This is a genomic window from Bacillus sp. 16GRE42 (assembly GCF_019837435.1).
GTDB lineage: Bacteria > Bacillota > Bacilli > Bacillales > Bacillaceae_G > Bacillus_A > Bacillus_A wiedmannii.
The window spans coordinates 2,066,049-2,091,975 of the sequence record NZ_JADAXF010000001.1; the positions used below are offsets into that span (position 1 = coordinate 2,066,049).

The following is a 25,927-nucleotide window of genomic DNA, read 5'->3' on the forward strand; positions in this document are numbered from 1 at the left end:
CTCCGAAAATTATGAAACCGTTCCCAAATATCCGACATTAAGCCGATTAGATGGATAATTCTTTAGATAATTGATACATATCTTTATCGATTGTATGCTTTTGAGCTAACGCTTCGATAATATCATGATCAACAAGTTTATTATCTTGAATACCTACACAACGTCCACCTCTACCAGCAATTAATAATTCAACTGCTCTTGCGCCAAGACGACTTGCTAATACACGGTCTTGTGCACTTGGTGATCCACCACGTTGTACGTGACCTAATACAGTTACACGAGTATCAAAGTTTGTTGCTTCTTCAATGTGCTTACCGATGTCAATTGCACTTCCAACACCTTCAGCCACAATGATAATACTGTGTTTTTTGCCACGTTCACTACCGCGCTTCAGACGAGCAATAACATCTTCCATGTCATACTCTTCTTCTGGAATTAAGATTGTTTCGGCACCATCAGCTAAACCAGCCCATAATGCGATATCTCCAGCATGACGTCCCATTACTTCGATAACATATGTACGTTCATGAGATGTAGCTGTGTCACGAATTTTATCAATTGCATCAATAACAGTATTTAAAGCTGTATCGAAACCAATTGTGAAGTCTGTTCCAGGAATATCATTGTCAATTGTACCTGGTACACCAACACATGGGAATCCTTGTTCAGTTAATTTTTTAGCACCTTGGTAAGAGCCATCTCCACCAATAACAACAAGTCCTTCGATACCGTGTTTCTTTAATTGCTCGATACCTTTTAGTCGTACTTCTGGATCTTTAAACTCAGGACATCTTGCTGTATATAATTTCGTACCACCACGGTGGATAATATCGCCAACAGAACCAAGTTCTAATTTTTCAATATGACCAGAAATTAAACCAGCGTATCCATGGTAAATACCATATACTTCAATATCATGGAAAATCGCTTTACGAACAACTGCACGAATGGCAGCATTCATACCAGGTGAATCTCCACCACTTGTTAATACACCAATACGTTTCATTTGTACTCACCTCATAAAGATTATTTGCCTTATAATAAAATAACACGAAAAAATATAAAAACACAATGGAGAAGATGTGTCTTTTCATAATAAAAACGTGCATTCGCGAAGAGGAACGCACGCTTTTATTATTTTATCCCAATGGAAGCGTTTGAAAACGAAACTTGCCCAATTTTCATATATTTTTCATAACGTTTTTCGATTAATTCATCTTTCGAAATTCCGCTTAATTGTTCAAAAGTTTTCTTAAGCATTAAATCTATATTTTCTGATTGTTTTAAAATATTACGATGCGCTCCGCCTTTTGCCTCTGGAATAATTTCGTCAATTACACCTAATTCTTTCAAATCTAATGCTGTAATTTTCATCGCTTCTGCAGCTTCTTTTGCTTTACTAGCGTCTTTCCAAAGAATTGCCGCCGCACCCTCTGGTGTAATAACAGAATACGTGGAATTTTCCAGCATATGAATGTAATCGCCTACTCCAAGACCTAACGCACCACCACTACCACCTTCACCGATAACAATACAAATAACAGGGACAGTTAAACCCGCCATTTCAAATAAATTACGGGCAATCGCCTCACTTTGTCCACGTTCTTCAGCTGCTTTACCAGGGTAAGCTCCCTTCGTATCGATGAAACAAATAATAGGACGATTAAACTTTTCCGCTTGTTTCATTAGACGCAGTGCTTTTCGATATCCTTCTGGATGAGGCATCCCAAAATTACGACGAATATTTTCTTTCGTATCTTTTCCGCGTTGGTGCCCAATTACAGTTACAGGCATCCCCTTATATTTCGCAATGCCGCCGACAATCGCTGCATCGTCGCCAAATAGGCGATCTCCATGACATTCAAAAAAATTAGTAAATAAGTGCTCAATATAATCGAGCGTTGTCGGTCGTTCTGCATGACGAGCAATTTGAACACGGTCCCATACTTTCATATTGCCGTATATATCTTCCTCTAATTTTTCTAGCTTGTCTTCCAAAATACGAATCTCCTCACTGAAGTCCATCTGGCTGTTTTTCGTATAGTCTTTCAGTTCACGAATCTTATTTCTTAGCTCAACAACTGGTTTCTCAAATTCTAGCTCTGCCATACAGCCATTTCCCCTCCTTGATGAACTTCTAAAATCTTACGGAGCGATTCTCTCATATCATCACGATGCACAACCGCATCTAATTGACCGTGCTCTAATAAAAATTCTGCCGTTTGGAAATCTTCCGGTAGTTTTTCACGCACTGTTTGTTCAATTACACGTCTACCAGCAAATCCGATAAGTGCACCTGGCTCTGCAAGATTGTAATCACCAAGTGAAGCGAAACTCGCTGAAACCCCGCCCGTCGTTGGGTGAGTCATAACAGAAATAAATAACCCTCCTGCATTACTATGCTTTTTCAAAGCTACGCTTGTTTTTGCCATTTGCATTAAACTTAATATCCCTTCTTGCATACGGGCACCACCCGACGCAGTAAAGATAATAAATGGAACTTGTAAGTCGTATGCTTTTTCAACTGCACGGGCAATTTTCTCTCCTACAACAGAGCCCATGCTGCCCATTCGAAAACGAGAATCCATTACTGCAACAACAACAAGCATGTCATCAATTGTTCCTTCACCAGTTACAACCGCTTCGTTCAATTTAGTCTTCTTACGATCGCTCTCTAGTTTCTCTTCGTATCCTGGAAACTCGAGTGGATTTAATGAAACCATTTCTTTGTCATACTCACGGAATGACCCTTCATCCAATATACTATCAAGACGTTCCCATGCATTCATAGGATGATGATATCCACAATTCACACATACTTTTAAATTTTTTAGAAGCTCTTTCGTATACATGATTTTTTTACATTTCGGACATTTTGTCATAACGCCATCTGGTACATCTTTTCGTACTTGTTCTGAAGGTATTGCAGCGTACTTTTTCTTTTTCACGAATAAATCTCTTAGCACAATTTGACCCCCTTCGTTGAGAGCTAAGGTTAGCGCAAGAAGAAAATTGGGCTAACACCAAAGTTTGATGTTAGCCTTATCTTCTCAATCTGTCTAATAACCTCACTCTTTACGTTTAACTTTAACCGCTACGCGATAGAATGTTTGTCATAACGTGTCATGGTCATTTCGACAAATTTTATACATTACGAGTGAAACTGTATATTCTCTACTAATTCATCGTAAATTTTTAGTGCATCATTTTCTTGTTTTTCTTCCAAAGTAGCATAAAGCTTTCTATACATATCGATAGAATCTCCTGAAACTTCACAAGAAAGAGTTGATACGTAATCATTTACGATCATCCAAATGCGATATAGTAAATAATTATCGACTTGTTCAATGAGTGTTTTAAAGAACGTTTGATGAAGCATCGGAATTGAATTTTCATTTTCTTCAAGCACTTGATTTAATTTTCTTAGCACTTTAGAAAACGTTTCTTTCGGCAAATTACATACAATTCGAATCATATCTTTCTCAAGCAATCGTTTTGTTTGTAATAAATCACGAATTGTTTTCTCATCTTGCAGTAAGAACGGCGCAATCAATTGTACAAGACCGTTATCGTAAAAGTTTCGAATAAACGTCCCTTCACCACGTCTCGTTTCAATCAATCCTACCAGTTCTAAAGCACGCAATGCTTCTCTTACAGAGGAACGCCCTACGTTTAAACGTGAACTTAACTCACGCTCAGACGGCAAACGATCCCCTGCCACCAATCCATCTTCTTCCATAATGGAACGGATTTTTTTTACAATTTCGAGATATACTTTTGTATTTGATGATGTCAATGGAAATTCCTCGCTTATTCTTTACCAATCAGCGCTAATTGTTTTGTTTTCTCAGCAATCTCATTTGGATCTACTTGACGGCGAGCTACTCCTGTCTCCATTGCAGCTTTCGCAACGTAAGCTGCCACTTGAGGCGCTACACGCGCGTCAAACGGTGCCGGAATGATATAGTCTGCATTCAACTCATCTTCTGCTACAAGCTCAGCAATAGCCTGTACAGCTGCCATCTTCATTTCTTCGTTAATTTGTGTCGCATGTACGTCAAGTGCACCACGGAAAATACCAGGGAACGCTAGTACATTATTTACTTGGTTCGCGAAGTCAGAACGACCCGTTCCAACAACAGCTGCGCCCGCTGCTTTTGCCAATTCTGGCATAATTTCTGGAACTGGATTCGCCATTGCAAAAATAATTGCATCGTCATTCATTGTACGAACCATCTCTTCTGTTAATGCACCTTCTGCAGATACACCAATGAATACGTCCGCACCTTGTACAACGTCAGCTAAAGAACCTTCGATACGATTCTTATTTGTATATTTTGCAACTTCATCCTTCACCGGATTCATACCTGTAGGACGACCATCATAGATTGCGCCTTTACGGTCACACATAATAATGTCGCGTACACCATAGCGATATAAAAGTTTAATAATTGCAATACCTGCTGCACCTGCGCCATTTGCGACAACTTTAATGTCAGACATTTTCTTTCCAACTAATTTTAGCGCGTTCACAAGACCTGCTACTGTTACGATAGCTGTTCCGTGTTGATCATCATGGAAGATAGGAATATTTGTTTCTTTTTTCAAACGTTCTTCAATAATGAAGCAGTTTGGTGCTGCGATATCCTCTAAGTTAACGCCGCCAAAAGTTGGCTCCATTAATTTTACAGTTTCAACAATTTTATCTACATCGTTTGTATTTAAGGCAATTGGGAATGCATCTACACCAGCAAAGCTCTTGAATAATACAGCTTTACCTTCCATTACTGGAAGAGATGCTTCAGGTCCAATGTTACCAAGACCAAGTACAGCCGTGCCATCTGTCACAACTGCTACCATATTTCCCTTCATCGTATATTCATATACCTTACTTTTATCGTCATAAATTTCTTTACAAGGTTCTGCAACCCCTGGAGAATATGCAAGACTTAAATCTTTTGCATTTTCTACTTTTACTTTTGATACAGTTTCTAATTTTCCTTGATGCACTTTATGCATGTGAAGTGCTTCTTCACGAAGTGTTGACAAACTATCCACTCTCCTCAAATTATTCTAGCTGATATCAATTTCTCCAAGTGGTCTGACCACGAACACTACTACTATAATAATCGAAGTGTAGGGAAATTGTCCATTATATTTTCACAACCACATTTTCTTCCCCGACAATTTCACGAAGTGCTCCTAAACATTCTTCACTTGGATGAATCGATAAACTTCGAGATAATTGTACCATTTTATGTTCCTTTTCATAATAAATTAGTACTTTCGCAAAACCTGAATAGTCAAACAATATTTTAGTAACCTGATTTAAAAGCTTTTTCTCATACTGAGACGGCAATTTCACGTAAACAGATGCGTCTTTCTTTTCTTCATACACATCCATTTCTTCTAATGGATATAGTCCATTTACAATCCATTGTAACTTATGATTTCTTAGCTCAATCATGCCGTCAACTAAAACAATTGCTCCTTCTTGTAACTTATCTGAGAAATGTATATACGTTTCAGGGAAAAGAACTGCTTCCATTTCATCATTTTGATCACAAAATGTAATAAACGCCATCTTTTGCAACTTTTTCGTACGAATCACTCTCACGCTTGTTATATACACGATAGCCCTTTGTACTTTTTTCTTATGTCGCATCGCCTGAGCAAGAGATGGAATTTCTAATTCTTTCGCTAACTTCACATACTGCGCTGTCGGATAGCTTGATAAATAAAAACCTAGTGCTTCCTTCTCCTTATTTAACTGTTCAATAAAAGAGAGCTCTTCTCCTTGTACGTATTTTGATTTTGGAACAGCATCTCCTAAATCACGTGCAAGATTTGCGTACTCTAACGCTCCTTTAAGGCTTTTCCATAAATTTGTTCTCGAAACACCAAAATCATCAAAACATCCAGACCAGACGAACGCCTCTAAATTTCGCTCTGTTACAAACTTTGATGGCATGCGAAGACAAAATTCAAATAAATCTTCAAACATTTTTTTCTCTCGTTCTTCGAGTAATGCTGTCACTGTAGCCATTCCGATGTTTCGAATGGAAAGTAAGCTGTAACGTATCGCATTGCCTTCTATTTGGAAATCGTAACCACTTCTCTGAAGAGACGGCGGCAAAACATGAAAACCTTTTCGCTTCGTTTCGCGTATATACTGCACAATCTTATCTTCATTTCCAATTGCACTTGATAATAGTGCCGTCATGAATTCCAACGTATAATTCGCTTTTAAGTAGGCAAGCTGATATCCAATCATACTGTAGGCTACGGCGTGACTTCGGTTAAAACCGTAATTCGCAAATCTTACAATCAAATCGTAAATTTTCTCCGCGGATGTCTCGTCATAACCGTTTTTTAAACAACCTTGCACAAAATGCTTACGTTCCTGATCTAAAATATCACGATTTTTTTTACTCACTGCACGGCGTAATAAATCTGCTTCTCCGAGCGAGAATCCCGCCAACTTCGACGCAATTTGCATAATTTGTTCTTGGTATACAATTACACCGTATGTTCTTTCTAAAATCGGCTTTAAATCCGGATGTAAATATTCAATTTTTCTTTTTCCGTGCTTTGATTCAATAAAGGTTGGAATTTGTTCCATTGGTCCTGGTCTATATAACGAGTTAACAGCGACAATATCTTCAAATTCATTCGGTTTTAACCCGCGAAGTACATTTCGCATACCACCTGATTCAAGCTGGAATACACCTGTTGTATCCCCTCTACCTAACAATTGGAACGTCTTTTCATCTTGAAGCGGTAAATTTCTTAAATCAATTTGTGTTCCCGTCTTTTTCACGATAAACTTTATAATATTTTCAAGTAACGTTAAATTACGTAATCCTAAAAAATCCATCTTTAACAAACCAAGTTCTTCTAATGCATCAGCTGGATATTGCGTAACATACACATCGTTATGCCCTTCTTGAATTGCAACACTTCCTGTTAACGGCTCTTGACTCATAATAACGCCAGCTGCATGAATAGACGTATGACGTGGTAAACCTTCTACACGTTTTGCAATTTCAAACACACGCTCATGCAACAGATTCCCTTGTATGAACTCACGGAGTGATTGCGATTCCTCATATGCATCTTTTAACGTTATACCGAGCTTTGATGGGATAAGTTTTGAGAATATGTCAATATCTCGCGGCGGAAGCCCCATTACACGCGCAATATCTCTAATTGCCGCTTTCGCTGCAAGCGTCCCGAACGTTACGATTTGTGCAACACGAAGCTGACCATATTTATCTTTCACATATCGAATCATCTCATCACGTCTTATATCTGGAAAATCGATATCAATATCTGGAAGTGTCACACGTTCGGGGTTTAAAAATCTTTCAAATAATAGATCATATTCAATCGGATCAATATCTGTAATTTCTAATACGTAAGAAACGAGTGAGCCAGCTGCCGATCCACGTCCTGGTCCTGTTAAAATATGATTTTCATGCGCATACTTCATAAAATCCCACACGATGAGGAAATAATCACTAAACCCCATACTAGAAATAACGGTTAATTCATGATTCAAACGCCTTATATGTACTTCTTTCGGCGTACCATATCGTTTCTGCAAGCCTTCTTCACAAACGCGGCGTAAATACATATCATTCGTCTCGTTAGCTGGAACAGGAAATTTCGGTAATTGATTTATATGAAACGGTATTTCTACTCTGCAACGTTCTGCAATTTCTACTGTGTTATAAATCGCTTCTTCTACGTGAGAAAATAGTGCTTCCATTTCATCTGATGATTTTAAATAATATTGATCCGTTTTCAACCTTGGTCTATCTGGATCAGTCATTTTCGTTCCACTTTCAACAGATAATAAGCACTCATGAACAAGTGCGTCACTTTGATTGATGTAGCGTACATCATTTGTCGCAACGACTGGAACATTTATCCTACTCATAAATACAGGTAATTTCTCTTGCAGGAGCAGTTCATCTTGAATCGCATGATGCTGCAAACTCATATAAAAATTACCGAACATACTTTGATACATGCGAGCTACTTCTTCAGCTTGACTCTCTTTGTCTTCTAATAATAATTGTTCAATTTCCCCATCTTTACCTGGTGAAATAGCAATTAATCCTTTCGCATAATGGGCAAGCCACTTTTTCGGAATACCTTCTTTTGACTTCGTCATAATGCTACTAGAAATCTTTAATAAATTTTGATAGCCCATTTCATTTTCAGCAAGTAAAACAAGCGGATAAGATTTTTCCTCTTCTTCACTAAAAATAGAAGCTGTTAAGCCGATAATAGGCTGTATACCATGTTTCTTACATGCTTTATAAAACGGAATAACGCCATACATAACATTTTCGTCCGTAATAGCGAGTGACGAAAAACCAAGTTCTTTCGCCCTGACTACAAGCTCATCAATTTTACAAGCACTTTTTAATAAACTAAAAACGGTTTGACATTGTAAATGCACAAACTTCACTGTTGTACCCTCTCTTTACCAATCTGACTACTTTTATTATAGGTGATGAGGAAAGCGGAAATCAAAACATACTTCTTATACTTTGTCCATATATATGAAGAAGAAAGGGGAATGACGATGGATGTAAGAGAACATACTTTTTTCTCTCTGCTTATTATTAGTTATTTTATTGCCTTTGGGGTTATACTTGGTGGTTCATTAATTGGTGGATTTGGTGCATTTCTTATCGGAAAACCAACTCTAACTTACATTAATCAATTCGCCCAAAATTTAAGAATTTGGGCACTCGTTGCAGCAATTGGCGGAACATTTGATACTTTTTATAGCTTTGAAAGAAGTTTCTTTGGCGGAGATATGAAAGATATCGTAAAACAAATTCTCCTTATTTTTTTCGCAACGGGTGGTATGCAAACCGGTCTTATTATTATTAAATGGCTAACGCAGGAACATGTATGAGAGTACCAAGTGCCAATACAGCAAAAAGATGGTATTTAGTTTTAGCTGGTGCTGCTGTTGGAGGCGTGTTGAGCTGGTTTATTTTTTTGTACATATACGGTGTTTTTCAAGAAGAACAAGCTATTAAAATAGCAGAACAAAAAGAAATTATAGAAAAACAAGAAGCAAAGCTCCACGTCCTTCTCGAAGATCAAGAAAAATTGAATACAGAAAATAAACGACTCTTAACTATTCAAGAGATTAAAATAAAAATAATCAATCGAGAAAAATACGATTTAGACAATCTTACACTCGAAAATATGACCACTTCTATTCATAATGACCTCCAGCATCTTTTAACGAAAAACATACAAAGTATCGCAAAAAATAAAGACCTACTCAAAAAAGCAATCGAAAATAAAACGTATAAACATTACGATCGTCTATACCGCTTTAAAGTCGATACAATATCTTTTGATACCGTGCTTGAAATTAGCATTGCTATAGAAAAAGAAAAATAAAATCCCTCCACTTTATCGACATATATAACTCGATAGATGGAGGGGCTTTTTATTTTATTATCGTCATGAGGGTTCTCTTAAAACATAAAAAAAGACGTTTTTGGGAGTTTTTCATTATTCCATCAAATCAATCTCATAAATAACAAAAAACCCCTATTTATTGATGTTTCATTTTAAAAACAAAAAAGAAGGGCTTAAGCGTCCTCCTTCTCTTTCGTTCAACATACAATTTTTTATCTACACAGCTCACGTAAATCAGCAAAAAGACGATCCGCTTCTTCCCAAGAAGATGCTTTTGCACCAGAAGCCATCGGATGCCCTCCGCCATTATATTGCATCGCTAATTTATTTATCACTGGTCCTTTTGAGCGAAGACGAACACGAATCACATCGTCTTCCTCTAAAAATAGAACCCACGACTTTAATCCATCAATATTACCAAGTGCTCCAACAACGCCAGATGCCTCAGAAGGAAGTACATCAAACTTTTCTAATACTTCTTTCGTTAATTTAATGTAAGCTGCTCCTTCTTCTACCATCGTAAAGTTTTGTAAAATATAGCCGTTTAAACGAGCAATTTTTTCTTTCGTCTTATACATTTCATTGTATAAATCTGTGAATTTCACATCCATATTAACAAGCTCACTTACGTAACGAAGTGTTTTCGCTGTTGTATTCGGGAATAAGAAACGACCTGTATCCCCAACAATACCCGCTAAAATAAGACGAGCTGCTTCTTTCGTTATCTGTAATCCTTTATCTTTTCCATAACTGTAAAACTCATAGATCATTTCACTTGTAGAACTTGCTGTCGTATCTACCCACGTAATATCTCCGTACGGATCTTCATTCGGATGATGATCAATTTTAATTAACATCTTCCCTTTTGCATAGCGTTGATCGTCAACACGTTCTTGGTTCGCAGTATCACATACGATAACAAGTGCATTTTCATATACACTATCTTCAATATCATCCATTACTCGTAAATATTCTAGTGACGGTTCATTGTACCCAACCGTATAAATATTTTTCTCTGGAAACGATTCTTGTAGAATTGTACCAAGACCGCCCTGTGAACCTAATGCATCTGGATCTGGACGCACATGACGATGAATAATAATTGTATCAAACTCTTTAATTGCTCCTAAAATTTGCTCATGCATATGTATAATCTCCTTTTTACTCAACTTCTCCACTTTAACGTGCAGTAACATCCCAATCGGTGCAGGCTAATCATTAGCACGCAGTAACATCCCCGCACTAATTAAAGTTTCACTTTATCCTTCATTATAACGGAAAGTATTTCATACATGCGAACAATTGCTTTATAATAAAAGTTAGAAATTTTAGATATTTATTTTTTCTCCACTATTATTTTTCACAAAGCGATGGGAGTGTGCATTATGCCAGTATTAGTCTTCTGTATTATCGTCTCATTTATGTTGTACCTCTTCTACAAAACAAAATACTTTCGTACAAACCGCCCAATGGAGAAAGGTTGGCTCTCAGGAAAATCCGCAATGGCACTTGGTTCATTCGTCTTATTCTTCGGGATAAACCAATTCTTTTTAGAACTTTCAACCGCTCGTATTATCGTTGGTGTTTTATTTGTTCTATTTGGTAGTGCAAGTGTATTTAATGGATTTCGCCAATACAAACATTTCTTACCATTAGCAGTTGAAGAAGCTGAATCTGTCTGAAGCAACATAAAAAAGCATCAATATTGTGATGCTTTTTTACGTCCCCTAACTTTTAAAATCATATATGCAACAAACGCAGACGGTATATTAAAGGGGTTGCCTTGTACGTGAAAATGTAATTGTTCTTCTTCAAAAGACATTTTTTCATATAATTCTTGCTGAGATAATCCTGTTCGTTTCTTTTTTTCATGTAAACCTTGTAAATATAAATATTGAAGCGGTATCATCACAAGAAAGTAAAATAGTGCGATCCCACCAAAAAAGAGCACTTCTGATGACATAATGCATACCACCTTCCCTAAATCCATTTTCTTACAATTCAATTATAACATAGTATAAACTCTAATTAAATTAATATTCTGTTTTTTAGTTATACAATTGTCTCACCACATAATTCCTCTTCAGCATACTGAACATATCGCCGAATAAAAGCACCGGGATCTTTTCTAATAGGCTCGATATCCAGTCTTAACGGAATCTTTCCCGCCATATAAAAAATTCTCGAAGCAGTCCCAAGTCGAATAGCTGCTTCCGAAATATTTTCCCCATATCCCATCATGAAATTCCCCCATGCGTCTTCTAACTGTCCCGAAGCAATTAAATGCAATCTCGGAACACCAATATCAAACTCTTTATAGCCAAATCCACATTCATCAAAATCGAGTAAATACCAATCCTCTCTGTCTACAAGAACATTGCCAAAATGCATATCACCGTGAACAAATTGTTTTTCTCCTAGTTGAGTTGAATTTTCGAGTTCTTGTATTCTTTCTGCAATTCTTATGCACTTATGCTTATCCGCATGCGATAGAAATGAAGCATTTAGTAATCGTTGTAAAGGTTCATGGTTTACCTTTTGCTCACTATATATAGGCCTTTCATAACCTCTCCAAGTTTGCGGTACTCTTTTGAGCACTCCATTTGTTTTTTCATGAAACATTCGCATTAATGATCCAAGCTTTTCATAATCTTTATCCTTTGGTTCTAAAATTTCACTTCCGTTTATAAGCCTAAAGACAACAAAATACTGGATACTTCCCTCACCTTTCATAATAGGTGTGATCAAATCACCACTTTTATTGACAACTACTTCTGGTACTAACATTTGTTTTTGTATCGCTATTAACCAATGTATTTCAGCCTCTATTTGCTCGCATGTATAACGTCCTTCTCTGTACTGCCTAACTACAAATTTATTTTTGTCCGATTCGAATATATATGTTTGATTTTCTCCCCCATGTAACAATGAAACTTTCGTAAGACTATTTAAATTATATTGCTTACATAACTGCTCTTTAGTGTGAAAATCCATTCTTCTCCCCCTAGTTCCTATAGTGAAGCGTAGTCTCTTTTATCCAATTACATTATTGTTATCTCTTAACGATTAGTAGCGTAATCGACTAACAACCAATTTTCTATCCACATTGATACATATCCTTCTATTTTTTCACTTCTCTATCCGAACTCTTACGTAACTTAAACAATAGCTTCAAAATCCAATAAAACAAAATAAAGTTAAAGAAAAAAACTAATGGATTAAACCAACATTCCCACCCACCATAATAAACAAACGTTTCAGCCGGTACACCAAAGTAAAGAAAATCCGGCTCATTTTCTCCTGATATAGGAATCAAGGCACCTATACTAGCAAGAGTCAAACTTACAAAATAAAGCCTCTTTTTAATAGCGTCCATTCTTCTATGCGTTAACACATGAATAATGATGAAACATATGACAACTAAAAAGAAAAGAATTCCGCCCATTCGCTTCCTCCTTATCACTATTCCATTTCCACATCTTCAAATTGTTTAGTATTTTTATTATAAATATGAAATGATACGTTATTTATTTTTTGTTTCTATCCTTTTAACAAAAAAGATGGAACAAACCAAAGCGGTCTGCTCCATCTTTTTATTTATCGATCAACTGCACCATAAGTAATGCTTTCCCGACAACATTGCCTTCATGATGCACTTCTACATCAACCTTACCAAATTTACGCCCAATTTCTAATACTTTCGGATGTACGGATACAACATTATCAATTTGAACTGGTTTTACGAAATAAATTGTTAAGTTCTCAACAATTAAATCGCTCTTCTTTTGCGCACGAATAACGCGATTCGTTGCTTCCGTCACAATCGTTGCGAATACACCGTAAGATAACGTTCCGATTGAATTCGTCATTTGCGGCGTCACTGAAAATTGATATAAATGTTCATTTTTCGCTTCTTTCGGCGTCATAAATTGATTCGTTACAATATCATCGATTGTTTCACCGACTTGTGGTTGACGCTGAATCATTTGCAACGCCTGAAGTACATCTTGACGGCTAATAATACCTTGCAGTTTATTTCCTTCATCAACAACAGGAAGTAACTCAATTCCTTCCCACACCATCATACGTGCTGCAGCTGCGACAGACATTTTTCCATTTACCGTAATTGGATGCTTTGTCATTACTTTATCAATTGGTGTTTCTTTCGCTACACCAATCATATCTTTTGAAGTTACGATACCTAACACCTTTTTATTTTCATCAACAATTGGATAACGCCCATGCATCGTTTCTTCATTGTACGCATGCCATTGTTGCACTGTATCATTCGGCTTTAAATATAACGTCTCTTCAATTGGCGTTAAAATATCTTCAACGAGGACAATTTCTTTCTTAATAAGCTGATCGTAAATTGCACGGTTAATTAACGTCGCAACTGTAAATGTATCGTAACTACTTGAAATAATCGGCAATTTTAATTCATCTGCTAATTTCTTCACATGATCTTCCGTATCAAATCCGCCCGTAATCAATACCGCAGCTCCGGCTTCTAACGCTAATTGATGTGCGTTCGTACGGTTACCGATAATAAGTAAGTTTCCAGCTTCTGTATAGCGCATCATCGCTTCTAATTTCATTGCCCCGATTACGAATTTATTTAACGTTTTATGTAGTCCCTCTCTGCCCCCAAGTACTTGACCATCGACAATGTTAACGACTTCTGCATATGTCAGCTTTTCAATATTCTCTTTCTTCTTTTGTTCAATTCGAATTGTTCCGACACGTTCAATCGTACTAACATATCCTTTATTTTCTGCATCTTTAATTGCACGGTAAGCTGTCCCTTCACTTACACTCAAATCTTTTGCAATTTGCCTTACAGAAATTTTATGCCCTACTGGCAGGCCATTAATATGTTCTAAAATTTGGTTATGCTTGGTAGCCAAATGGTTTCACCATACTTTCTTTTCCCTAAATTCTTCATGTGTTGTATTTTTAGTATACTATATTTTCAAAACTGTTACACTCTCTCTTTATATATCTGTACTATTTTTTTTATAACAAAATACGGCTTACATGACACTACTTCTTCTATTACAACAATGGAATGGTTTTGTCATCTCGTTCGATAGTTTGTCCAGCCGCTTCAATATACAATTAAGACAAGAAATGAAACAAAGGAGCGGATATATGATGAAAAAATTATTAGAAGTTGTAAGTGCTGTATTTTTAGCTTTCGTAGACGGAAAAAAAGTTGCAATGGAATTGAATGAAACGCCTGAACAGCCACTTCCAAAAAGAAAAAAATCATCAAAACAAGTACAACCTTTAAAAGCTGTCCTACACACGTAAAAAACCCTTCACTTGTCTTTTCAAATGAAGGGTTTCTTTTCTATAGTGTAATACTTTCTCCAGCTTCTAATACTTTTCCTGTACAATTTTGTAGCTTTTCTACAAATTGATATGGGTCTTGTTCAATTACTGGGAACGTATTGTAATGCATCGGTACAACAGTTTTCGCCTGAGTCCATTTCGCTGCTAAAACAGCATCTTCTGGTCCCATTGTGAAATTATCACCAATTGGTAAAAACGCTATATCAATGTTATTCAGTTCCCCTATTAATTTTATATCAGAGAATAGAGCGGTATCTCCTGCATGGTATACAGTTTTCTCTTCTGCTGTAAATAAAATACCTGCTGGCATACCTGTATATGTAATCGTCTTATTTTCTTCATCAATATAACTAGAACCGTGGAATGCTTGTGTAAACTTCACTTTTCCGAAGTCAAATTCATGCGAACCACCAATATGCATCGGATGTGTATTTACACCTTGCCAACTTAAAAATGTCGCTAGTTCAAATGGTGCCACAACAACTGCATTATTTTTCTTCGCAAGCTCTACTGTATCTCCAACATGATCACCATGTCCATGTGATAAAAGAATCGCATCTACTTTTACATCTTCGGCCTTTAAATCTGTCTTCGGATTTCCAGTTAAAAATGGATCAATTAAAATCACTTTTCCATTCGTTTCAATTTTTACAACTGAATGTCCATGATAAGATACTTTCATTATTACATTCCTCCCCTATTCACATTCTCACTTTTTATTCTACATGATTTTTCAATTCCCTGTCTTTTCTAACATCGATTTACTTGTCATAACGCTTTCCTCCGATGTAAAGTTATATTTGTAATTAAATATTTCGGGGGTGCCAATCGATGAATGCTAGATTAGAAAATTTAATGCAATGGCTAAAAGAAAAAAACGTAGAAGCTGCGTTCTTAACTTCTACACCAAACGTTTTCTACATGACAAACTTCCACTGTGAACCACACGAAAGACTTCTTGGCATGTTTGTATTCCAAGAAAAAGAACCTATTTTAATTTGCCCTAAAATGGAAGAAGGTCAAGCGCGTAACGCTGGCTGGGCACATGAAATTATCGGATTTACTGATACTGACAGACCATGGGATATGATTGCAAAAGCAATTAAAGACCGCGGCATCAATGCAAATGCAGTTGCAATTGAAAAAGAACATTTAAACGTAGAGCGCTACGAAGAATTAACAAAGTTATTCCCAAATGCAGCTTTCAAATCAGCTGAGGAGAAAGTTCGTGAACTTCGCTTAATTAAAGATGAAAAAGAACTTTCTATTTTACGCGAAGCAGCTAAAATGGCGGACTACGCTGTTGAAGTTGGTGTAAATGCAATTAAAGAAAATCGTAGCGAGCTAGAAGTATTAGCAATTATTGAACACGAATTAAAAACAAAAGGCATACATAAAATGTCATTTGATACGATGGTATTAGCAGGTGCAAACTCTGCTCTTCCACACGGTATTCCAGGTGCAAACAAAATGAAACGCGGCGATTTCGTACTATTTGATTTAGGCGTAATCATTGAAGGTTATTGCTCTGACATTACACGTACAGTGGCATTCGGTGAAATTTCTGAAGAACAAACTCGCATTTATAACACTGTACTTGCTGGACAACTACAAGCAGTTGAAGCATGTAAACCAGGTGTTACACTTGGCGCAATCGACAACGCTGCTCGTTCTGTTATCGCAGATGCAGGTTACGGCGACTTCTTCCCACACCGCCTTGGTCACGGACTTGGAATTAGCGTACACGAATATCCAGATGTAAAAGCTGGTAACGAGTCTCCATTAAAAGAAGGTATGGTCTTCACAATCGAGCCAGGTATTTACGTACCAAACGTAGGTGGCGTTCGTATTGAAGATGATATTTACATCACACAAGACGGGTCAGAAATTTTAACGAAATTCCCGAAAGAATTACAATTTGTGAAATAATAAAAAGGCAGCGTAAGTGCTGCCTTTTTTTATTTCTCTACTATTTCAAATTTAACACCATCTTCTCCTCATACTTATCATCCCATTTAATTACAACTTCTATCGGTTCATCTTTAGATAGAGGTGCACAACTTACACAAGAAGATTTCATTTCAATCCTTGCTCCTTTATGAACTTCTGACGTTTCTGTCATTGCACTAAAGGCTCCATTAATAGCAATCTCTAAATTTTAAAATTCTGTCTTTCCATCTCCGCCCTTATATTGAAACGTAAACATTCCATCTTCACTGTCATCCTTAATATACCCTTTATATTGCCCCGTCCAACTTTTGCTCTCGCTAGAAAAAGTAACATACGAAATCGAACAACTTCCTAAAAAGAAAATACTAATGAAAAAGAATAACGCTCTCTTCATAATGCCCCCTCCATTCAAAAGCACTTATTTATTGTCTATTTCTCCCTCTTATCATATTATAAAAATACAGAATTTTCTAAAATAGGAGGTTTATATGTTACAACAACAGTTAGAAGAAATTCGTAATAATAATTACATATTGGATAACACACTTAACATTGATTCTTTAAGTTCCAATATGTTTGAGCATATCGGTGTTACCGATAGCTATTTAAGAGACAAACTTATTTACTCTACTTTTTACCATCTCATCAAAAAGGACTACATTTCACACACACAATTACAGAAACTATTATTAGAAAGCATTAGTGAAAAATATTTATTGTATAAAATTCATTCGGATGACGAAGATGCTGTATTTACTCGTGCATTTACGACATTATTACTTGCGCTCATTATTGATGCTGATACAAAATATAATTTCTTATCACAGAATGATATTTTAACTGTAAAAGATCAATTGATTCTATATATGAACAATGAACATGATTTCCGTGGATATGTTCAAGACCACGGCTGGGCACACAGTATCGCTCATGCTTCTGATACATTTGAAGCGCTTGTTCGTAGTCCTAAACTGGAAACTTTATATTACGAAGAAATATTACAAACTTTATTAAACAAAGTTTGTGTCCATTCTATTTACTATAAACATGAAGAAGACGAACGACTCGTTTATCCGATTGTCTCAATGCTACAAAATGGTCTAAAGGAAGAAGTACTCATAGCAGCTCTTCATGACTTAGTAGACCAATTACCAGTCCAAAAACAAACACTACATATTGAATCGTACGAGTTTCTATACGGAAATATAAAATCTTTCTTACGTAGCTTATTTTTCAGATTACGTACAATGTCTATATGTAAAGAAACTGAATACGAAATTGAAAAATTACTACAAGGACTTCGCCAACATTACTAAAAAAGAAGGCCCTTTAAAAAGTGCCTTCTTCTATTTCACTAATATTTAATTGAAATTTCACGATCCAAACTGAGAAAAGGTGGACAAGAAGCGCAAACGCCATACATGCTCCGCTCAAAAAAGTTAGTATAGGATGCGAATACACGTGCCCTAATCCATAGGATATCGCCACGAAAAACATTGTTATGTAAATATAAATTGCTCCATGTATTTGCCTCATATGAACCTCCTTTTCCCATATTATAACATAAATTTTCTGATTATTCACATTTATCGCTTGTAATCAATATTTCTCAACTGTTACACCTCTAACAGCAGCCTTAATATATGGTGCTCCTTGTAAACTTTGTAAATCCTCTGTTTTGCCTGTTGCAACTACACCGTATATTGGTAGGTCTTTTGATTCGAAGTTTTCATCTCATTATAGTTTGTCCTAAATTTCTTTTGACATCCTCCTTTATTTTCAAAGATATCTAAATAACACTTTTCTTTTTAAAATTTTTTCAAAATAAAAAGCACACCTATTTTGATGCACTTCTCTCCAACATACTATTCTATTATTTCATCGCTTCCTTCACAACATCTTGAATCATAACGACTTCTGTTTTCATATCAACAGACCGTGCTTCTTCATCAATACATTCATACCAAAACGCTAAGTGCTTTTTATCAATTTCATGATGAGAATTTTCGACAAGAGCCCCGCCTTCTCCTTGCACAGAATACCAATATAAGTACTCTTCTCCATCTCTTATTTCCCGGAAAATTGTCTCAACGTACACCTTTTCGTCGTTTAGTGTCAAAAGCACTTCTTTCATATTGCCATTAAGAAGCTGCATCCATTCATCTACACGATGACTTTTACCTTGTTTCACCTTAAATCTCGTTAACTCCACATTCATTTTTATTCCCCCGTTTTCTTACGTACAAACAATCTATATTCTATTGGATTATAAAAACTTAATTTACTAGCTAATTTTTGCGAAGGAATATTGTCTACATAACAATCCCAGCACGGTGTAATATCATTTTGTGTGCAATGTTCAATGAACCGTTGTGCAACAGCTTGGGCTAATCCTTTCCCTTGATATGCTTCCTGCGTCACAATATCAATTTCAGCAAATCCATTCCCACTAAATATCGAAACACATTCAGCTACAATTATCCCATCTTGTTCTATACAAAATCCGAAACCACCGTTCAAAAATAGCTCTTTTGATCCCCAATATTCTTTATAATACTCCTCTGTAAATTCACTACTTCGTTCTATATCACTTTTATCAATACGCTTCACTTCATATGTATTTTTGTTTGCATCTCGTTTTCTCTCTTCAGAAATTTCTCGTTGGAATTTCATTCGAGGCATGTCCCGAAGTGCATTACTAAAACGCCCTTCAATCATCATTTCCCACTCGTCACTCGAAGTGAAGAGTGTAAATCTCTTCTCTGTTGTTTCAATAGCCATTTTTAAATAGGAAAATAAATCTTCGTTATAATTTTGATCATAAGTATCACCAAATAAATAATAGATACCATTAGCTGTACGAATTAATCCTGCTGTTAACTTCTCGTTGGCAAAAATCTCACCATCTATCATTTGGTCACATACCGCATAAGCAAACGTCGTCGTTCCTGTATTACTTTCTAAAATCGGAAGGATTTTTCTATACTCGGCTACAGATAATTTTTTCATAACTGCTCCACTTTAATCGTATCAGCTTCTATATTTTCAAAACAAAGATTTACTGTTCTCTTTAATGCTCTCGTTCTATGGATCTTGCACGCTGGAATTAAGATAGAATCATTTGGCTTTAAAACCGCCGTCTCTCCATCTTCAAAATCGATAAGTAGTTCTCCCTCTAACACAATAAACAATTCATCCGAATTAGAATGATAGTGCCAATCATATTCACCAGTAAATACGGCGATTCGTAAGCAATGATTATTTACATTTGAAACGACGAAATTTTTGTGTTGATCTTGAATGTCCTTTGTTAATTCTAATAAATTCACAGTTTCCATATTTCATCTCACCCTTTCACTAGTCGTTCTTCTGAAAACTAACTTAGTCTCCGCCACCTCCGCAATCTCCTCCACCATCACTTGAGCTGCTACAATCGTTGCTACTATAATCACCAAATCCGCTTGATGAGCTTGAATCGGATGAAGATTTTTTGCTCTTTTTGCTTTTCCTATCCCTCTTACTTTCATGACTAGGCCATACTTTATTAAATAATATAAAGAATAAGACTAACTCTATTGCGACAAGGATATATCCAAAAACATTCTCAATAATATTGGGTGTTATCCCAAAACTGTAAAACACCCTAGCTGAATAAAGACACAAAATTACATACAGGCCCATACAAATATACCGAAATGTTTTTTCTATCATAATGACTACTTTTTTTGAAAGAGGTATGTTCTGTTCCTGTTTTTTCTTTATATACTTTTGTCTTTTGGCTTGCTTTTTCTTCCTATTTTTACTCCCCATTGAATCCCCTCTATCGACTTTCACTTTTCATTTAATTCCAAATTATCACAAAAAACAACATCATAACAAGCTATATTTTACGTAAAGTTTTGTTTACTTTTTGTAAAGTTTTATTTACTTATTACCTAAAAATGGATATGATAAATGTAACAAATTTACAAAAAGGAGACTTTGTATATTTGATTAAAAATAAGGTGAAACAATTCCGCGTCGTTAGAGACATCACCCAAGAACAATTAGCTTCCTCTGTTCAAATCACTAGACAATCCCTCATCGCTATCGAGAAGAATAAATACAACCCGAGTTTAGAATTAGCATTGAAATTATGTGAGTTTTTCAACTGTAAAGTAGAAGATTTATTTCAATTAGATAAAACTGGGGAGGAAAAAGAATGAAAAATACTTTTAATCAAGAGTTCATTTCGCATCTTACCATTTTATTGTTAGGTTCAACTTTTCTTTATTTCAATAATAATGATGAAGAAAAGATTAGTTCTGTCCTTCTATTCGCTGGCGTATACATACTCTTAGCCTTAATACTATTCATAGTGAAACGAATATTCTTTAAGAAAAAAAAGAACGATTCCGAGAAATATCCATTACCTGAGATGGATGAAAGAATCGAGAAGATGAGTTTAAAACTTATGGCGCAAATTTTCGGCCTCTCTCATTTAATCGGTTCTGCGATACTATTTATTTTATATATCACTGACAAAAATTCGATGATACGAGTTGAGTATGCCTTGTATTACTTGTTCGGCATTCTTTTCTTTACAATGATGTTCGGATTGAGAATTGTAAAGAAACTAGACAATTAACCCAAGTAAAAAGCCCCTCCTTACAAAAGGAGGGGCTTACATGTATTTCTATTATGATAAAGCAGGAGCTTTTTCAAGAAGCTCTTTCGCATCAGCGTATTGTAAGCCATGAGCTTCTGCAACTGCTTCGAATGTTACGTATCCATCTAATGTGTTAATACCTTTTAGTAATGCAGTGTTTCCTAAGCAAGCATCTTTGTAGCCTTTGTTCGCAATTTGTACTGCATATGGTACTGTTACGTTTGTTAATGCAAGAGTTGATGTACGTGGAACTGCTCCTGGCATATTAGCAACTGCATAATGAACAACGCCATGTTTTTCGTAAGTCGGGTTGTCGTGAGTTGTAATACGGTCAGTTGTTTCAAAAATACCACCTTGGTCAATCGCGATATCTACAACGACAGAACCTGGTTCCATTGATTGAATCATTTCTTCTGTTACAAGTTTTGGCGCTTTTGCACCTGGAATTAATACCGCACCAATAACAAGATCAGACTCTTTTACAGCTTCTGCAATGTTGTATGGATTAGACATTAACGTTTTTACTTGGTTACCGAAAATGTCGTCTAATTGACGAAGACGTTCTGCACTTAAGTCGATGATTGTTACATCTGCACCTAAACCTACTGCAATCTTCGCTGCGTTTGTACCAGCTTGACCACCGCCGATAATTGTTACTTTGCCGCGTTTTACCCCTGGAACGCCTGCGAGTAAAATACCTTTACCACCTTTGTTTTTCTCAAGGAATTGTGCACCGATTTGTGCAGACATACGACCAGCTACTTCACTCATAGGTGCAAGTAATGGTAAAGAACGATTGTCTAATTGCACTGTTTCGTATGCAATTGATACCACTTTGTTATCAATTAATGCTTTCGTTAATTCTGGTTCTGGAGCTAAGTGTAAGTATGTGAATAAAATTAAACCTTCGCGGAAATAGCCGTATTCACTTGCAACTGGCTCTTTTACCTTCATAACCATATCTTGATTCCATGCTTCTTCAGCAGTTTCAACAAGTTTCGCACCAGCTTGTACGTATTCTTCATCTGTAAAGCCTGATCCTATACCTGCTCCTTTTTGAACAAAAACTTCATGACCATTTTGTACTAAATGTACAGCTCCCGCTGGCGTCATCGCCACGCGGTTTTCATTGTTTTTAATTTCTGTTGGAATACCGATACGCATTATTAGTTCCCCCTTGAGTTATGAAATGACCCCTGAATCATTTTTTAAAGCGCTTTCTATGCTCTTATATTTTAACATAATATCTCAATATTTGACAAAAATTAATACAAGCTTTCCGATAGATTTAACCTTACATTAAAGGACAGTATTATCCGCACCTCTCAGCATACAGGATAAACTGTCCAATTATTCGAGACTTCACTTTATTTTATTCTATCGATGTCTATGAATAACATCTACTGCACCAGTTACTTCAATAATTGTACCGGTAATCATATCGGAATCGTCCTCACATAAAAACGAAATCGTTCTTGCGATATCTTCACCTGTTCCAGATCTACCAATTGGTGTGTTACGTTCTTTCAACTGACGTGCTTCTTGAATTGTCGCTTCTTTCATTTCACCAATAATATCACCAGGACATACCATATTTGCAGTAATACCATATTCTGCTTCTTCGTAAGCAACTGTTTTTGTTAATGAAACAAGTCCTACTTTCGCTGCTGCAAAAGCTGAACGATAAATCCATCCTGGTGCACTATCTGCCCCTTGGAATCCGTAATTAATAATACGACCAAAGTTCTGTTTTCTCATAACTGGAACGACAAGTTTCAACAAATGAAACACCGCTGTTAAATTACCCTGAATCATTTCATTCCATTCGTCTTCTTCATAATCAACTAACTTTTTTCGTTCAAATACATATGGACCAGCATTATTAATTAAAAAGTCAATTTTGCCAAAATGGCTTATCGCTTCTTCTACTATTTTATGTAAATCTTCCTTTTTCGTGACATCCGCTTGCACGAATTGTAGACGCTCTTCCATATTTTTATATGTTTCTTTCATCGTTTCCATAGCCGCCATATCGCTATGGTATGTTACTGTTACTGAATATCCTTTAGCCAATAACTTTTCTGTTACTTGCTTTCCTAAACCTTTCGTACCGGCTGTAATGAGCGCGTGTCTCACAAACATGCCTCCTTTTAAATTGCTATACTTCATATGTAACAAGTTCTCGCCCCAATTACAACTAAAATGAATTAAAGCAAAGTTTTCAAAATTCTGTAACGTTTCCGACAAGCACATTACCAAAATTTGTTTTATAATAAAGTTGTAAGCGGTAATAAAAATGATTGGGAGGAATTTACTATGAATAATACATATACAAATATTTTAATCGCGGTGGACGGTTCTAAAGAAGCAGAAAGAGCTTTTAAAAAAGCAATTCAAGTCGCAAAACGTAACAATGCAACATTAACAATTGCTCATATCGTTGATGTAAAAGCATACTCAGCAGTAGAAGCTTATAGCCGCGCAATCGCTGAACGTGCAAATCTATTTGCAGAAGACTTATTAGAAGACTACAAAAAAACTGCGCTTGAAGCTGGCCTTGAAAAAATTGAAACTGTATTAGAATTTGGTAATCCTAAATCTAAAATTTCAAAAGAAATTGCTCCAAACCATAAAGTAGATTTAATTATGTGTGGTGCAACTGGTTTAAATGCTGTTGAGCGTTTCCTAATTGGTAGCGTCTCTGAACATATTATTCGCTATGCGAAATGCGATGTCCTTGTTGTTCGTGGTGATGAGGAGCAAGGCGATCTTTAATTTATAAATAAAACACCAAGTCCACATGTTTTACTGGTGGATAAGGGAAATGAAGCTTTAGGCTTGAATGAACAATAAATACATGTTGTTAAATAATGATAAAAAAGGAGTGGGTAATCCACTCCTTTTTTCACGACTGTGTAAGAAGAATAAAGATGTTTAATGTTACTCATAAAAATAAATCTTCTCTGTTTTTTCTCTACTCTTGCATGGATTTTAAAATCCTCATTTTTCAATTGATTGTTTAATCAAGTTTAAACTGTATTCTACTTAATTCTTTGAGCAATTGGATGGTCATCTTTTAGTTGTAACAAATCCCATAAATTCCCGTACAAATCCTTGAATACTGCAACTATTCCATATTCTTGCTCTTTCGGCTCTCTCACAAATTCTATTCCTCTTGAAATCATTTCATTATAATCTCTCCAAAAATCGTCAGTATTTAAGAAAAGAAAAACTCTGCCGACTGATTGGTTACCGATAAAGGAATCTTGCTCAGGTTTAGATGCTCTAGCCAGTAATATTGTGGTGCCGACTGAACCAGGAGGAGATACCACTACCCATCTTTTGTTTTGCTCTGGCTGATATATATCTTGGACTAGTGTGAAATTTAGTTTCTTTGTATAGAACTCTATTGCCTCATCGTAGTCTTTTACTACTAATGCGATATGAACTATTGATTGAACTATTATTACTAAATAAGCAAATTGTAGTATAACATTTCTTGCTTTAATCTATCTATTAGCTTAATAACACAGGTTCTTGTTTTTCTTCATTTCACATACTTCACTATAAATACAAGACAAACAACCACTACAACAGCTACTGCCAACACATATGGCGGTAAGAACTTCAAAGACCATAATGCCATCATGATCGTCGCAATCGTTAAGTACGTTTGCTTTGCATCTTCTGTCATTTTTTTACGAAGCAAGAACACATACAAATAACCGATTGGCGGCGTAATGAAGCAAAGAACATATATGATTTTAGATTTTAAATACCATTTTTGTTCTCCGAGCTTCTTTATATCTTCTTCTATTCTCTTATGCTCTTGCTCTCTCGCTTCTTCTACAAGCGGATCTTCCTCTTCTCCTCGCTTTTCTTTCATATAAGGAAGAAAGTGCACGAAAAAATAGTATGCGAATACGAACGCTCCAAATCCAATACCGAATCTTTCCAATGGAATATTCTCACTAAAAAAAGCAGCAGCAATCGCTAAAGAAAAACAATACGTCATCATCCAAAATGAACGTTTTCTCTTTTTCCGTTCCATTTCTTTTTTATCTTGTACATGTTTTCTTTTCGAAAGCCATATTGAAATACAGCAATCTACTACAAATAGAATAAAGATAAATATCCCAACGTGTACTGTTTCTACATCCTTAAATGAAAAGATGTTTGGGAATGCAACATGTAATACAATTAGCGTGTACAAAATTATCCCTATAAAATAAATACGTCTCATTGTCCATTCCTTTCTGATTTCCTAACTTTAGGTTAACATACATTTTTTAGAAATAGACGGACAAAATATATATGTTAAAAAAGGAGGATGCTACATGAATGATTCTGAACGTATTATTTTAGATGTGAACGGGAAAGAGCTCGAAATGTTACATACAATCCGTACACATTTTAAAGAAAAACATGGTGTGGAACTAAGTAATGGTGCATTACTACGTGATTTGATGGATATTGAGTATATTCGAATTACAGAAGATCGGCATAAGTATGATTAAC

Annotated in this window: 31 protein-coding genes and 2 pseudogenes; 10 read left to right on the forward strand and 23 right to left on the reverse strand. The window is 35.9% G+C overall.

Features of this window, described 5'->3' with window-relative positions; translation table 11 throughout:
- Window positions 1-46: 46 nt before the first annotated feature.
- The 6 genes from pfkA to dnaE all read right to left on the reverse strand — a co-directional run bounded on the left by pfkA (window position 47) and on the right by dnaE (window position 8,479).
- Window positions 47-1,006 carry a 6-phosphofructokinase gene (gene pfkA / locus ILS93_RS10710; RefSeq protein ID WP_000821162.1) on the reverse strand — a complete coding sequence of 320 codons (960 nt, stop codon included), beginning with the start codon at window positions 1,004-1,006 and terminating at the stop codon, window positions 47-49.
- Window positions 1,007-1,134: 128 nt separating this feature from the next.
- Window positions 1,135-2,109, reverse strand: a complete 975-nt coding sequence (gene accA, locus ILS93_RS10715; protein ID WP_064474605.1) for an acetyl-CoA carboxylase carboxyl transferase subunit alpha — start codon at window positions 2,107-2,109, stop codon at window positions 1,135-1,137.
- On the reverse strand, window positions 2,097-2,966 hold the full coding sequence (gene accD / locus ILS93_RS10720) for an acetyl-CoA carboxylase, carboxyltransferase subunit beta (RefSeq protein WP_000942866.1): 870 nt from the start codon (window positions 2,964-2,966) through the stop codon (window positions 2,097-2,099). The genes accA and accD overlap by 13 nt, the downstream gene beginning before the upstream one ends.
- Before the next feature lie 185 nt (window positions 2,967-3,151).
- The gene (locus ILS93_RS10725) at window positions 3,152-3,796 is read right to left on the reverse strand and encodes a FadR/GntR family transcriptional regulator (RefSeq protein ID WP_000204434.1); all 645 of its coding nucleotides are present in this window, start codon (window positions 3,794-3,796) and stop codon (window positions 3,152-3,154) included.
- Between the two features lie 14 nt (window positions 3,797-3,810).
- Window positions 3,811-5,019, reverse strand: a complete 1,209-nt coding sequence (gene ystJ, locus ILS93_RS10730) for an NADP-dependent malic enzyme (protein ID WP_161796084.1) — start codon at window positions 5,017-5,019, stop codon at window positions 3,811-3,813.
- A 133-nt stretch (window positions 5,020-5,152) separates the two neighbouring features.
- On the reverse strand, window positions 5,153-8,479 hold the full coding sequence (gene dnaE / locus ILS93_RS10735; RefSeq protein WP_064474604.1) for a DNA polymerase III subunit alpha: 3,327 nt from the start codon (window positions 8,477-8,479) through the stop codon (window positions 5,153-5,155).
- A 42-nt stretch (window positions 8,480-8,521) separates the two neighbouring features.
- Here dnaE and ILS93_RS10740 point away from each other — a divergent pair, with 42 nt between their 5' ends.
- Both ILS93_RS10740 and ytrI read left to right on the forward strand, forming a co-directional pair.
- Window positions 8,522-8,935, forward strand: a complete 414-nt coding sequence (locus ILS93_RS10740; protein WP_002008713.1) for a YtrH family sporulation protein — start codon at window positions 8,522-8,524, stop codon at window positions 8,933-8,935.
- Window positions 8,932-9,435, forward strand: a complete 504-nt coding sequence (gene ytrI, locus ILS93_RS10745; protein WP_064474603.1) for a sporulation membrane protein YtrI — start codon at window positions 8,932-8,934, stop codon at window positions 9,433-9,435. Before ILS93_RS10740 ends, ytrI begins: the two co-directional genes overlap by 4 nt.
- Window positions 9,436-9,668: 233 nt before the next feature.
- On the opposite strand, the gene ILS93_RS10750 is transcribed toward ytrI, so the two are convergent.
- Window positions 9,669-10,601, reverse strand: coding sequence for a DHH family phosphoesterase (locus ILS93_RS10750; protein WP_000545141.1), 933 nt, complete (start codon window positions 10,599-10,601; stop codon window positions 9,669-9,671).
- 240 nt (window positions 10,602-10,841) lie between these two features.
- Between ILS93_RS10750 and ILS93_RS10755 the strand changes: the two genes are divergently transcribed.
- Entirely contained in the window at window positions 10,842-11,138 is a 297-nt protein-coding gene (locus ILS93_RS10755; protein WP_001144772.1) for a YtpI family protein, read from the forward strand.
- Between the two features lie 17 nt (window positions 11,139-11,155).
- Here ILS93_RS10755 and ILS93_RS10760 read toward each other — a convergent pair whose 3' ends face one another.
- The 4 genes from ILS93_RS10760 to ILS93_RS10775 form a co-directional block, all read right to left on the reverse strand.
- On the reverse strand, window positions 11,156-11,419 hold the full coding sequence (locus ILS93_RS10760; protein ID WP_000093751.1) for a DUF3949 domain-containing protein: 264 nt from the start codon (window positions 11,417-11,419) through the stop codon (window positions 11,156-11,158).
- A gap of 89 nt (window positions 11,420-11,508) precedes the next feature.
- The gene (locus tag ILS93_RS10765) at window positions 11,509-12,450 is read right to left on the reverse strand and encodes a phosphotransferase enzyme family protein (protein WP_222660432.1); all 942 of its coding nucleotides are present in this window, start codon (window positions 12,448-12,450) and stop codon (window positions 11,509-11,511) included.
- Window positions 12,451-12,577: 127 nt separating this feature from the next.
- Window positions 12,578-12,901, reverse strand: coding sequence for a hypothetical protein (locus ILS93_RS10770; protein ID WP_064474600.1), 324 nt, complete (start codon window positions 12,899-12,901; stop codon window positions 12,578-12,580).
- 148 nt (window positions 12,902-13,049) lie between these two features.
- Window positions 13,050-14,363: a CBS domain-containing protein gene (locus ILS93_RS10775; protein WP_000201565.1), complete on the reverse strand. Its 1,314-nt coding sequence runs from the start codon at window positions 14,361-14,363 to the stop codon at window positions 13,050-13,052.
- Window positions 14,364-14,610: 247 nt separating this feature from the next.
- Here ILS93_RS10775 and ILS93_RS10780 point away from each other — a divergent pair, with 247 nt between their 5' ends.
- A complete protein-coding gene (locus tag ILS93_RS10780) occupies window positions 14,611-14,769 on the forward strand; it encodes a hypothetical protein (RefSeq protein ID WP_176542836.1) in 159 nt (52 codons plus the stop codon).
- 40 nt (window positions 14,770-14,809) lie between these two features.
- Here ILS93_RS10780 and ILS93_RS10785 read toward each other — a convergent pair whose 3' ends face one another.
- Entirely contained in the window at window positions 14,810-15,493 is a 684-nt protein-coding gene (locus ILS93_RS10785; protein WP_222660434.1) for a metal-dependent hydrolase, read from the reverse strand.
- 149 nt (window positions 15,494-15,642) lie between these two features.
- Between ILS93_RS10785 and pepQ the strand changes: the two genes are divergently transcribed.
- A complete protein-coding gene (gene pepQ / locus ILS93_RS10790; protein WP_088048023.1) occupies window positions 15,643-16,740 on the forward strand; it encodes a Xaa-Pro dipeptidase in 1,098 nt (365 codons plus the stop codon).
- A 40-nt stretch (window positions 16,741-16,780) separates the two neighbouring features.
- On the opposite strand, the pseudogene ILS93_RS10795 reads toward pepQ, so the two are convergent.
- Window positions 16,781-17,155, reverse strand: a pseudogene (locus tag ILS93_RS10795) (hypothetical protein).
- Window positions 17,156-17,249: 94 nt separating this feature from the next.
- On the opposite strand from ILS93_RS10795, the gene ILS93_RS10800 reads away from it, so the two are divergent.
- Window positions 17,250-18,077: a DUF2785 domain-containing protein gene (locus tag ILS93_RS10800; protein ID WP_088048022.1), complete on the forward strand. Its 828-nt coding sequence runs from the start codon at window positions 17,250-17,252 to the stop codon at window positions 18,075-18,077.
- Between the two features lie 13 nt (window positions 18,078-18,090).
- On the opposite strand, the gene ILS93_RS10805 is transcribed toward ILS93_RS10800, so the two are convergent.
- The 6 genes and pseudogenes from ILS93_RS10805 to ILS93_RS10830 form a co-directional block, all read right to left on the reverse strand.
- Window positions 18,091-18,297 carry a hypothetical protein gene (locus ILS93_RS10805; protein ID WP_001248905.1) on the reverse strand — a complete coding sequence of 69 codons (207 nt, stop codon included), beginning with the start codon at window positions 18,295-18,297 and terminating at the stop codon, window positions 18,091-18,093.
- Between the two features lie 63 nt (window positions 18,298-18,360).
- Window positions 18,361-18,542 (reverse strand): annotated as a pseudogene (locus ILS93_RS28945) (anti sigma factor C-terminal domain-containing protein); the annotation flags it as partial.
- A gap of 92 nt (window positions 18,543-18,634) precedes the next feature.
- Window positions 18,635-18,979, reverse strand: a complete 345-nt coding sequence (locus tag ILS93_RS10815; protein WP_222660436.1) for a DUF6176 family protein — start codon at window positions 18,977-18,979, stop codon at window positions 18,635-18,637.
- A 2-nt stretch (window positions 18,980-18,981) separates the two neighbouring features.
- Window positions 18,982-19,770, reverse strand: a complete 789-nt coding sequence (locus ILS93_RS10820; RefSeq protein WP_064474595.1) for a GNAT family N-acetyltransferase — start codon at window positions 19,768-19,770, stop codon at window positions 18,982-18,984.
- Window positions 19,767-20,099 carry a cupin domain-containing protein gene (locus ILS93_RS10825; protein WP_064474594.1) on the reverse strand — a complete coding sequence of 111 codons (333 nt, stop codon included), beginning with the start codon at window positions 20,097-20,099 and terminating at the stop codon, window positions 19,767-19,769. Before ILS93_RS10825 ends, ILS93_RS10820 begins: the two co-directional genes overlap by 4 nt.
- Window positions 20,100-20,142: 43 nt before the next feature.
- A complete protein-coding gene (locus tag ILS93_RS10830; protein ID WP_222660438.1) occupies window positions 20,143-20,571 on the reverse strand; it encodes a hypothetical protein in 429 nt (142 codons plus the stop codon).
- Window positions 20,572-20,702: 131 nt separating this feature from the next.
- Between ILS93_RS10830 and ILS93_RS10835 the strand changes: the two genes are divergently transcribed.
- Together ILS93_RS10835 and ILS93_RS10840 are read left to right on the forward strand one after the other, a co-directional pair.
- The gene (locus ILS93_RS10835) at window positions 20,703-20,966 is read left to right on the forward strand and encodes a helix-turn-helix transcriptional regulator (protein WP_141554606.1); all 264 of its coding nucleotides are present in this window, start codon (window positions 20,703-20,705) and stop codon (window positions 20,964-20,966) included.
- Window positions 20,963-21,388 carry a hypothetical protein gene (locus ILS93_RS10840; protein WP_064474591.1) on the forward strand — a complete coding sequence of 142 codons (426 nt, stop codon included), beginning with the start codon at window positions 20,963-20,965 and terminating at the stop codon, window positions 21,386-21,388. Before ILS93_RS10835 ends, ILS93_RS10840 begins: the two co-directional genes overlap by 4 nt.
- Before the next feature lie 51 nt (window positions 21,389-21,439).
- Here the strand turns inward: ILS93_RS10840 and ald are convergent, their stop codons facing one another.
- Together ald and ILS93_RS10850 are read right to left on the reverse strand one after the other, a co-directional pair.
- Window positions 21,440-22,573, reverse strand: a complete 1,134-nt coding sequence (ald, locus tag ILS93_RS10845; protein WP_001219390.1) for an alanine dehydrogenase — start codon at window positions 22,571-22,573, stop codon at window positions 21,440-21,442.
- 213 nt (window positions 22,574-22,786) lie between these two features.
- Window positions 22,787-23,578 carry an SDR family oxidoreductase gene (locus tag ILS93_RS10850; protein ID WP_088048143.1) on the reverse strand — a complete coding sequence of 264 codons (792 nt, stop codon included), beginning with the start codon at window positions 23,576-23,578 and terminating at the stop codon, window positions 22,787-22,789.
- 147 nt (window positions 23,579-23,725) lie between these two features.
- Here ILS93_RS10850 and ILS93_RS10855 point away from each other — a divergent pair, with 147 nt between their 5' ends.
- On the forward strand, window positions 23,726-24,184 hold the full coding sequence (locus tag ILS93_RS10855; RefSeq protein WP_001066680.1) for a universal stress protein: 459 nt from the start codon (window positions 23,726-23,728) through the stop codon (window positions 24,182-24,184).
- Between the two features lie 266 nt (window positions 24,185-24,450).
- Here ILS93_RS10855 and ILS93_RS10860 read toward each other — a convergent pair whose 3' ends face one another.
- Both ILS93_RS10860 and ILS93_RS10865 read right to left on the reverse strand, forming a co-directional pair.
- Entirely contained in the window at window positions 24,451-24,873 is a 423-nt protein-coding gene (locus tag ILS93_RS10860; RefSeq protein WP_088048018.1) for a VOC family protein, read from the reverse strand.
- 83 nt (window positions 24,874-24,956) lie between these two features.
- A complete protein-coding gene (locus tag ILS93_RS10865; protein WP_088048017.1) occupies window positions 24,957-25,652 on the reverse strand; it encodes a hypothetical protein in 696 nt (231 codons plus the stop codon).
- 94 nt (window positions 25,653-25,746) lie between these two features.
- On the opposite strand from ILS93_RS10865, the gene ILS93_RS10870 reads away from it, so the two are divergent.
- Window positions 25,747-25,926, forward strand: coding sequence for a hypothetical protein (locus ILS93_RS10870; RefSeq protein ID WP_064474588.1), 180 nt, complete (start codon window positions 25,747-25,749; stop codon window positions 25,924-25,926).
- The last annotated feature ends 1 nt before the right edge of the window (window position 25,927 follow it).